At 66.0% G+C, this 9,666-nt stretch carries 11 protein-coding genes; 9 read left to right on the plus strand and 2 right to left on the minus strand.

All coding sequences use genetic code 11. The annotated features are described in order from the left end of the window. Positions 1-74: 74 nt before the first annotated feature. The 6 genes from EJ071_RS23520 (at position 75) to lpxK (ending at position 5,733) form a co-directional block, all read left to right on the plus strand. Positions 75-1,418, plus strand: a complete 1,344-nt coding sequence (locus tag EJ071_RS23520) for a TldD/PmbA family protein (RefSeq protein WP_126100004.1) — start codon at positions 75-77, stop codon at positions 1,416-1,418. Then, entirely contained in the window at positions 1,405-2,214 is an 810-nt protein-coding gene (locus EJ071_RS23525; protein WP_126100005.1) for a 3'(2'),5'-bisphosphate nucleotidase CysQ, read from the plus strand. Before EJ071_RS23520 ends, EJ071_RS23525 begins: the two co-directional genes overlap by 14 nt. Before the next feature lie 75 nt (positions 2,215-2,289). Continuing rightward, positions 2,290-2,535 carry a DUF4170 domain-containing protein gene (locus EJ071_RS23530; protein ID WP_040973997.1) on the plus strand — a complete coding sequence of 82 codons (246 nt, stop codon included), beginning with the start codon at positions 2,290-2,292 and terminating at the stop codon, positions 2,533-2,535. A 5-nt stretch (positions 2,536-2,540) separates the two neighbouring features. Further along, complete coding sequence (locus EJ071_RS23535) at positions 2,541-3,317, plus strand: lysophospholipid acyltransferase family protein (protein ID WP_126100006.1); 777 nt, start codon at positions 2,541-2,543, stop codon at positions 3,315-3,317. After that, entirely contained in the window at positions 3,314-4,630 is a 1,317-nt protein-coding gene (gene waaA / locus EJ071_RS23540; RefSeq protein WP_126100007.1) for a lipid IV(A) 3-deoxy-D-manno-octulosonic acid transferase, read from the plus strand. The genes EJ071_RS23535 and waaA overlap by 4 nt, the downstream gene beginning before the upstream one ends. 62 nt (positions 4,631-4,692) lie before the next feature. Then, positions 4,693-5,733, plus strand: coding sequence for a tetraacyldisaccharide 4'-kinase (lpxK, locus tag EJ071_RS23545; RefSeq protein ID WP_126102694.1), 1,041 nt, complete (start codon positions 4,693-4,695; stop codon positions 5,731-5,733). A gap of 160 nt (positions 5,734-5,893) precedes the next feature. Here lpxK and EJ071_RS23550 read toward each other — a convergent pair whose 3' ends face one another. Then, positions 5,894-6,127, minus strand: coding sequence for a DUF2093 domain-containing protein (locus tag EJ071_RS23550; RefSeq protein WP_126102695.1), 234 nt, complete (start codon positions 6,125-6,127; stop codon positions 5,894-5,896). 115 nt (positions 6,128-6,242) lie between these two features. Between EJ071_RS23550 and EJ071_RS23555 the strand changes: the two genes are divergently transcribed. Further along, entirely contained in the window at positions 6,243-6,842 is a 600-nt protein-coding gene (locus EJ071_RS23555) for a hypothetical protein (RefSeq protein ID WP_126100008.1), read from the plus strand. 12 nt (positions 6,843-6,854) lie between these two features. Here the strand turns inward: EJ071_RS23555 and EJ071_RS23560 are convergent, their stop codons facing one another. After that, complete coding sequence (locus tag EJ071_RS23560; protein ID WP_126100009.1) at positions 6,855-7,781, minus strand: LysR substrate-binding domain-containing protein; 927 nt, start codon at positions 7,779-7,781, stop codon at positions 6,855-6,857. Between the two features lie 90 nt (positions 7,782-7,871). On the opposite strand from EJ071_RS23560, the gene EJ071_RS23565 reads away from it, so the two are divergent. After that, on the plus strand, positions 7,872-8,765 hold the full coding sequence (locus tag EJ071_RS23565; protein WP_126100010.1) for an EamA family transporter: 894 nt from the start codon (positions 7,872-7,874) through the stop codon (positions 8,763-8,765). Positions 8,766-8,895: 130 nt separating this feature from the next. Continuing rightward, positions 8,896-9,642 (plus strand): hypothetical protein, encoded by a 747-nt coding sequence (locus EJ071_RS23570; protein ID WP_189521190.1) that lies wholly within the window; start codon positions 8,896-8,898, stop codon positions 9,640-9,642. Positions 9,643-9,666: the final 24 nt, after the last annotated feature.

Genomic DNA, 9,666 nt, shown 5'->3' on the forward strand with positions numbered 1-9,666 from the left:
ATGGTGCGGTAGCATCCATAGATGGTGTGCAGCATCTGCCTCCCGGACAGCTTCGAACAAACAGGACTAACCGCATGACCGATACGCTCGACGCAGCGAAACTGACTGACCGCGTCGCAGCGCTTGTCGACGCGGCGAAGCGCGCCGGAGCGGACGCCGCCGACGCGGTCGCGGTGCGTGGCCGTTCGGCCGGCGTGTCGGTGCGGCTGGGCAAGGTCGAAGGCACCGAATCGTCGGAGAGCGAGGATGTCTCGCTGCGCGTCTTCGTCGGTCAGCGCGTGGCGAGCGTTTCGGCAACCGCCGCTTCCGATCCGAAGGCGCTCGCCGAGCGCGCCGTCGCCATGGCGAAAGTCTCACCCGAGGACCCGTTCCAGGGTCTCGCCGATCCGGCGTTGCTCGCCGGCAATCTGCGCGATCTCGACCTCTTCGACCCGACCGAGGTTTCGGCCGATCAGTTGAAGGAAGCGGCGCTTGCCGCGGAAGCGGCGGCACTTGCCGTGAAAGGCGTGACCAATTCGGCCGGCAGCGGCGCCAGCGCCGGGCTGGGCGGGCTGGTGCTCGCCACCTCGCATGGCTTCCTTGGCCAGTATGTCGCCTCACGCTTCTCACGCTCGACCAGCGTCATCGCCGGCGAGGGTACGGCGATGGAGCGCGACTATGAATTTTCCTCACGCCAGCATTTCGCCGACCTCGACGCGCCCGAGGAGATTGGCCGCAAGGCCGGCGAGCGCGCGGTGCGCAGGCTCGGCGCCCGCAAGGCGGCGACCGGCCCGGTCGACGTCGTGTTCGACCCGCGCGTGGCGCGCGGCATTGCCGGTCATCTCGCCGGCGCCATCAACGGCGCTGCTGTGGCGCGCAAGACGAGCTTCCTGCGCGACATGATGGGCAAGCAGGTGGCTTCCACTGCGATCACCGTCACCGACGAGCCGCTCCGCCGCCGCGGCCAGGCCTCGCGGCCTTTCGACGGCGAAGGCGTCGAGGGTGGGAAGCTTTTGATGGTCGACAAGGGCGTGCTCAACCACTGGTTTCTGTCGACGTCGGCCGCGCGCGAGCTCGGCCTTACCACCAACGGCCGCGGCTCGCGCAGCGGCTCTTCGGTTTCGCCGTCCTCGACCAATCTCGCCATCGAACCCGGCGAGCGCGCTCCGGAGGAACTGATCGCCTCGCTGCAGCGCGGCTTCTACGTCACCGAGGTGTTCGGCCAGGGCGTCGACATGGTGACCGGCGAGTACAGCCGCGGCGCCTCCGGCTTCTGGATCGAGAACGGCGCGCTCGCCTATCCGGTGGCCGAGGTGACGATCGCCTCGAACCTGAAGACCATGTTCCTCAACATGGTGCCGGCAAGCGACCTCGACCGCAATTTCGGCACCGCCGCGCCCACGCTGCTGATCGAGGGGATGACCCTTGCCGGTGCCTGACGCGGTCATCTCAGCTGGGGCGCGCGAGGACCTCGCTTTGCTGCGCGATGCGGCCCGCGAGGCCGGGGCGATCGCCATGCGCTATTTCGGCAACAATCCGCAAGTGTGGATGAAGGGCGGCACCTCGCCGGTCAGCGAGGCCGATCATGCCGCCGACGCCTATCTGCGAGAGACCTTGCTCAAGGCGCGGCCGGATTACGGCTGGCTGTCGGAGGAGACCGCCGACGATCATGCCAGGCTTTCGGCCCGCCGCACCTTCGTCGTCGATCCGATCGACGGCACTCGAGGCTTTCTCGACGGCCTGCATTCCTGGTGCGTCAGCGTCGCCGTGGTTGAGGACGGCCGCTCGCTGGCCGGCGTGCTCGAATGCCCGGCAAAGCATGAGACCTACTGGGCGCTGCCGGGCGAGGGCGCTTTTCTCAACGGCAAGCGCATCCATGTGCGGCCGCTCGGCGACACTGTCGAGATCGGCGGACCAAAACCGCTGGTCGACCTCATGCCGGAAGCCTGGCAGGGCCGGCTGCGCCGCATCGCTTATATTCCCTCGCTCGCCTACCGGCTGGCGATGATCGCCAACGGCAAGATCGACGCGACCTTCGTCAAGCCCAATGCGCATGATTGGGACATCGCCGCTGCCGACCTCATCTTGAAAGAAGCGGGCGGCGCCTTGTTCGACCGCAGCGGGCTGCCTCCGTGTTATGCCGGCGAGGTGATCAACCACGGCGCGCTCGCCGCCGGCAGCGGCGAGTTGCTCGACGTCCTGGCCGGTGTCATCGCCGGAGCTGACGAAGGGTGAGCGGGCCCACAGTTCCAAAACCGGCTGCTTTGGTCTAAACGTTTCACAAAATTCATGAATCTGCGAAGGATCGGCATGGCCGTGGAAGACGGAAAGAAACAGCTTTTGCACCTGGTGTTCGGCGGTGAGCTGAAAAAGCTGGGTGGAACCGAGTTCCGCGACCTGGACGCGCTCGACATCGTCGGTATCTACCCCGACTATCAATCAGCGCACGCCGCCTGGAAGGCAAAGGCGCAGGCCAGCGTCGATAATGCCCATATGCGTTATTTCGTCGTTCACCTGCACCGGTTGCTCGACCCGGAAACAAAGGCAGCCGGTTGACATCGATGGAGCATGAAGCGGTGAAAGGGGCAACGGGGCGCGCCGCCAGGCGGGGCGGGACGCGCACGCTGTGGCGCCGCATCCGCGAGCCGCTCGCCCAGTCGCGATTCGTCAAGAATTTCATCGCCAGCCTGTTCGCCTGGTTCGTGCGCCTGATTCGCATCACCAGCCCGCTGATCAAGGGATCGACGCAGGTTGCCGGCGGCGCCTATGCGCATCTCGAGCCCGGCATCATCGCGCTCTGGCACGGCCAGCATCTTCTCACTCCAGCCTATTACCCGAAAGGCCGGCCGCTGGTCGCCATGGTCTCGCGCAGCGCCGATGCCGAGCTCAACGCGCTGATGATCGAGAAATTCGGCATCGAGGCGGTGCGCGGCTCGGGCGGCCGCGACAGTTCGAGGCATCTCGACAAAGGCGGCGCCAAAGCCTTGATCGCGCTCAAGAAAGCGCTGGTCGCCGGCAAGAATGTCGCTATGATCGCCGACATTCCGCATGGCACGCCGCGCGACGCGGGGCTGGGCATCGTGCTTTTGGCCAGGCTGTCCGGCCGGCCGATCCTCCCCTCCGCGATCGCCACCAGCCGCCGCAAGGTGTTGGAAAAGAGCTGGGACAAGACGACCATCAACCTGCCGTTCGGCCGCTCCGCGGTCATCGTCGGAACGCCCGTCTTCGTGCCGGCCGATGCCGACGACGCCGAGATGGAGCGCAAGCGTCAGGAAGTTACCGCTTCCCTCAACGCCGCGACGGCCGAGGCCTATCGCCTCGTGGACGGCGACAAATGAGCGAGCGCTGGGCGCGCGCGGCCCTGGGGGCCTACCGCTATGCGGGGGCCGCCGCCTATCCGCTGATCGGACCCTATGTCGCCTGGCGCGCCTCGCGCGGCAAGGAAGACCGCGTTCGCCGCCGCGAGCGCTACGGCGTCGCCGGCCGGCCGCGCCCGGAGGGCCCGGTGATCTGGATCCACGCCGCGAGCGTCGGCGAGACGATCGCCGTCGTGCCGCTGGTCGAATGCATCCTCGACTACGGCGTCAACGTCGTGTTGACGACCGGCACGGTGACCTCGGCCAAGGTTGCCGACGAGCGGCTGGGGAGCCGCATCATCCACCAATATGTGCCGCTCGACCTCAAGCCGGCGGTCAGCCGCTTCCTCGATCACTGGCGGCCGGAATTGGCCATCATTGCCGAATCGGAGATCTGGCCGATGACCATTCTGGAGCTCGGCGCCCGCAACGTGCCGCAGGTCCTGGTCAACGGGCGGCTGTCGGACCGCTCCTTCCGCTCGTGGAAGAAGCGCGCCAGCGTTGCCGAGGCGCTGTTCGAGAACCTGGCCCATGTCGTTGCCCAGTCGGATGTCGACGGCGAGCGCTTCCGCGCCCTCGGCGCCCGGCCGGTCACCGTCTCCGGCAATCTCAAGGTGGACACCAATCCACCGCCGGTCGATGAGCGCGCGCTGGCGACGCTGCAGCGCCAGATCGGCAACCGCCCGACCTGGGCGGCGACCTCGACCCATGATGGCGAGGAGGTGGTCGCCGCGGAAGTCCATGCCACCTTGCACAGGCGCCACCCCGGCCTGTTGACCATCGTCGTGCCGCGCCATCCCGATCGTGCCGACGCGCTAGCCGCGCAGATTACCGGCATGGGGTTGACCGTCGCGCGGCGCAGCAAGGGCGATCGCATTACGCCCGACACCGATATCCTGCTCGGCGACACGATCGGCGAGATGGGTCTCTATCTCAGGCTGACCGAGATCGCCTTCGTCGGCCGCTCGCTGACCTCGCAAGGCGGCCAGAACCCGCTGGAGCCGGCGATGCTCGACACGGCCGTGCTTGCCGGCCGCAACGTGCAGAATTTCCGCGAGGCCTATCAGCGCCTGCTCGACCGCGGCGGCGCCAAGCTGGTGCGCGACCGCGACATGCTTGCCGGCGCCGTCAATTTCCTTTTGACCAACGAGGCGGCGCGCCACGAGATGATGGCGGCGGGTGCCGCGACCGTCGATGAGATGCGTGGCGCGCTTCAGCGCACGCTGAAATCGCTCGAGCCTTACATCCAGCCGCTGGTCGTCAAAGCGCGCCTGAAAGGCGCCAACGGGCGTTAGCGCATGGCCCCAAAAATCGGAACCGATTTTTGGAAAGGATCATGCGCCATGGAAGTGGCGTCATGACCAGCGAAGCGCCGCCCTTCTGGTGGGAAAAGCCGGACTGGCGCGTGCTGGCGCTGTCGCCGGTGTCGGCGGTCTACGGGATGGTGGCGGGCCGCCGCATGCGGCACGCGCCGCGCGAGAGGGTCGCAGCACCTGTGCTCTGCGTCGGTAATTTCACCGTCGGCGGCAGCGGCAAGACGCCGGTCGCCATCGCGCTGGCGAAACAGGCAAAGCGCATGCAGCTTTCGCCCGGCTTCCTGTCGCGCGGCCATGGCGGCTCCTTCGCCAAGCCGCATGTCGTCGATGCGCATCACGACGCCGCCAAGCATGTCGGCGACGAGCCGCTGCTTTTGGCCGAACACGCGCCGGTGGCCGTAACGGCCAACCGCGCCGCCGGCGCGAAACTGCTGATGAAAGAGCATGGCTGCGATTTCCTGATCATGGATGATGGCTTCCAGTCGGCGCGCATCCACATCGACTACGCGCTGGTCGTCGTCGATGCGCGCTTCGGCGTCGGCAACGGCCGCGTCATTCCAGGCGGGCCGCTCCGGGCCAAGGTCGTCGACCAGCTGGTCTTCACCAGCGCATTGCTGAAGATGGGCGAGGGGAGCGCTGCCGATACGGTGGTGCGCCAGGCGGCGCGCGCCGGCCGGCCAATCTTTCTGGCGCATGTCGAGCCGGCGAACCCGGCGCGCTTCGCCGGCGGCCGATTCCTCGCCTTCGCCGGCATCGGCCATCCGGAAAAATTCTTCGACACGGTGCGCGCCGCCGGCGGCGAGGTCGCGCTGTCGCGCGCCTTCCCTGACCATCATTTCTACGCCGCGGACGAGCTCGCCGATCTTGCGGCGCTTGCGCGGCGCGAGGGGCTGCGCCTTGTAACCACCGCCAAGGACGCCGCGCGGCTCCGCCACGGCACGGCGCCAGCCGGCTTCCTCGACCAGCTCGACGTGCTGGACATCGACGCCGTGTTTGAGCTCGACCATGTGCCGGAACGCATTATCGGCGAGACGCTCGATGCATGGCGGCTGCGGAAGATGCGGGGTACTTCGTCATCCTAGGGCGGAGCGACGCGAAGCAGCGCAGACCCTAGTCTAGACACTTAGCGCGGAAGGTCGCATGCCTCGGAGATTGGCGGAAACGCCTACCAGGTCGTCATCCGATGGTCTGCGCGACTTCGCTTCGCTCCTGCTCCGCCCTGGGATGACGAAGTTGAGGCCTCTACCCCCGCTTGCGCATCTCCGGATGCACCTCGATCTCGCGGCGCAGAGACGCGGTAGCGTTCACATAAGGCTCCTGCCTAGCGACGCTCCAATATTTGAGCTCGTCCAGCGGAATGCTTTCGCCGGTCACCGCGCAGCGCACGAACGCGCCGGGGCTCGTCACCTGGAAGTCGCCGTCGAGATAGCGGATGCGTGCTTCCTTGCCGCCGGGGCCTTCAAAACGGTTCATCATGGAATGACGCTTGGGTTCATGTGGGTTCAATCGCCACAAATCGCGGGCAAGGTCAAGCTTGGCGCAATGCTCATGTAATATTGCTGTGCCGGCACAATGGTTGTCAGGAAGCGCCATGGACATCGCCAATGCCAGCATGACGTCCCTGCTGAAGGAGGCGCTCACCCCGCAGGCCGTGCCGTCGGCCAGGCCCGACCCGGCGACCGCCGCGCTGGTCAAGGCGCTCGTCCAGCCGCCGGCGCCCGAAACGGTGCAATCGGCGCAGTTCGCCGCGCAGGCGCTGAACGGCTCCCTGGCCAGGCCGCCTGCTCAATCGTCCCAGCGCCTGTCCTCCGCCGAGATCGAGAATGCCTACAGGGCCGTCATGGAACCGGATGCCGGCAAGGAGTCTGCTGCGCCGAGGACCCTGGCACGTAGGCCGGCGGCTGATACCGATCAGCCTTCGCGAATGGTGGCTGAGGCGCAACCGGCGGTCGCGGCCGACACTGCCAGGGCCGCGGCGGCCCCGCCGCCGTCTTCGTTCTCCCCGTCCAATGCTGCCGGGGTGCTGGTTGCGGCCAACGCCAACGCGGCGCAACGGCGGGGTGCGTCGGCCCGGCCGACAGGCCATGCTCCGCGATCTCAATCCGGCCAGCCGTCGCTATGGATGATATCGATCGTGACGGCCATCGTCTCTGCTGCGACCACCACGATCGTGCTGCTGCTGCTTCGCTGAGTCCGACCGACCCTACTCGTCGTCCTGCAGGAAGGCCTCGAGCTTTTCCGGCGCCAGCCCGGCTTGTTCGGCAATGCGCCTGGCAAGATCGGCCGCGGCGGCGCGGGGCCGCCCGACCGGTCGGTCGAGCCAGTAAGACACCGGGTTGAGCGCGACGCGCTCGTCGACGGCGACGATTCGTCCGGATTTGAGCTGGTCCTGCGTCAGCGGCGGTCGCGCCAGCGCGACGCCCAAGCCGTGCGCCGCGGCGTCAAGCACGAGATTATAGTCCTCGAAGCGCCGGTCCTGCGGGCGCGGGCGGTAGTCGACGTCCTGCGCCGCGAGCCAGGCGCGCCAGCCGGATGCGTCGGAATCGTTAATCAGCGGGAATTTGAGCAGCCGCGCCGGGTCGCCTTGGCCAATCTCCTTCGCCAGTTCCGGCGACGCGATCGGAAAAATGTGCTCCTCGAAAAGCTGCACCGAGACGCGGCCCGGAATGCGGCCGCGTCCGCAACGCACCGAGAGGTCGATGCCTTCGTCGGCAAGGTCTGCCTGGCGGTTGTCGACATCGAGCACGATGCGCAGCCGGGTCGGGCTGTTTTCCAGCGCCGCCATGCGCGGCATCAGCCACAGCCCGCTGACCGAGGGAATCGAGGCCAGCCGCACCACGGCGGTGCCGCGCGGCTCGACCCACCGGTCGGAATTGACCGAGATCAGCGCGAAGGCCTCGGTGGTCCTCAGATGCAGCCGGTTGCCCTCATTGGTCAGTGTCACGCCGCGCGCGTTGCGCTCGAACACCTTGAGCCCCAGCCAGTCCTCCAGCTTGGCGATCTGGCGGCTCACCGCGCCATGGGTGAGGTTGAGCTTTTCGGCCGCGGCGGAAAAGCTCCCGGTGCGCGCCGCCGCATCGAAGGCGCGCAAGGTCTCCAACGGCAACATCTGGTTTGAGCTGTGATCCATGCTCACAGCTGACCCTCGAATTGCTCGTTTGTCAATCGGCCGGCAATGGCGTTTTCTGTCTTCATGGCACTGGAAGACGAGGATTCGACAATGAGCGCTTATACCGGCACGTTGAATGAGACACAGCGCATGGATACCGCCGCTGCAGTCGCGGTGGCGCTGACGGTCGTTGGCTGGGCCTCTGCCTTCCCGGCGATCCGCGCCGGCCTTGCCGCCTTCCAGCCGCTGGAGTTGGGCGCGCTTCGCTTCGCCATCGCGGCCGTGCCGGCAGCGATCTTCCTCGCGGTCAAGCGCCCGGCGCTGCCGAGGATCGACGAGCTCTGGCGCTTCGGCTTCGGCGGCGCCATCTTCGTCGCGCTCTACACCGCCATGCTCAATTTCGGCGAGCTGACCGTCTCGGCCGGCGCCGCCGGCTTCATCATCAATGTCAGCCCGATCTTCACGGCAATCATGGCCATGGCGCTGCTCGGCGAGCGCTTCTCGCGTCTGGCTTGGCTAGGCACGGTGATCTCGTTTACCGGCATCGGCATCATCGCGGTCGCCGACGGACACGGCCTGCATTTCAACGCCGGCGCGCTGCTGGTGCTGGGTTCGGCGCTTTGCTCGGCCGTCAACACCATCGTCCAGAAGCCGCTCTTTGCCCGCCATCATCCGCTGACGATCGCCGCTTCGAACATGGTGCTCGGCGCGCTCTGCCTGTCGCCTTTCCTGCCCGAGGCCTTCCGTCAGGCTGCTATCGCCGACAACGCCGGTCTTGGCGCCGTCATCTATCTCGGCGTCGTGCCGAGCCTGATCGCCTACGCCGCCTGGGCGACGGCGCTGTCCCGCCTGCCGGCCGCGCGCGCCTCGAACTTCCTCTACCTGGTCTCGCCGACCTCCGCCCTGATCGGCTTCTTCTGGCTCGGCGAAGTGCCGTCACTGCTCGGCATCCTCGGCGGCGCGCTGGCGCTGGGCGGCGTGATCGTGGTGAATTTGAAGCGGTAAATCAGAGGTTTGCGACTGTTTTCCGACTCAAATTGGTAAGTTGCACCTCGTCAGTCGTCAGCTCTTGATGCGCGCATGAGGCAAGCTATCTTGATCCGGCTTGACGGAGGGGTTCGGGATGCGAAGAGGGTTGATCGCCGCGGTTGGCTGTTTGCTGCTGCTAAGCCAAAAGGCATTCGCGGGCTGGTACCAGGTGGAAAACTACGAAGGATCGATCGGACCGAACCCGGTCCATCTCTCCCTGCAGAGATATGCCAGCTTCGGCAGCGGCATCACTGTCGAAGGAAGCTATTTCTACGACGCGAAGCAGAGCCCCATCGCGATCTACGGCAAGGCTGATGGCCCAAAGCTCACCTTGTGCGAGATCGCAGACGACAAGGAATTTCAACGCGTGTTGGTGATGGGATCGAAGATTCCCGTCGACACCACCGGATGTCCATTGTCTCTCGATCTCGGCGAGAGCGGCGCGACAGGGACCTGGAGCAAGGGCACGGACAAATTTCCGGTCACGCTGAAAAAGGTGGCGACCCTGGACAACACCGGCGAGGGAAAAATCGTCGGAAACTTCGAGATTCCCTTTTGGGCCGAGACCGCTATCGACCGTTTTGCCGGCGTCTACACGAAAACCAACGCCGGTATCTGCATGACGAAAATGCAGGTGATCAACAAGAAGAAACAGAAAGTCGTTCAGGAGATCGGCTTCGACGATCCGGACTGCAACGCCGGTATGTCGACGACGCCCATTTATATGAACGTGCAAAAATGGGTGGAGGGAGGCAAGGGCATCATTTCAGTAGATTTTGGCGGTGGCAAATTCGCAGACGCGGACGAGTATGTCCTCAACCCGAAGTCAAAAAAATACCATCTGAAGAAGTGATATTCAGCCGCCAGCCCCGCTGTT

Origin of the sequence: Mesorhizobium sp. M1B.F.Ca.ET.045.04.1.1 (genome assembly GCF_003952465.1) — a bacterium.
In the GTDB taxonomy this organism is placed as follows: domain Bacteria; phylum Pseudomonadota; class Alphaproteobacteria; order Rhizobiales; family Rhizobiaceae; genus Mesorhizobium; species Mesorhizobium shonense.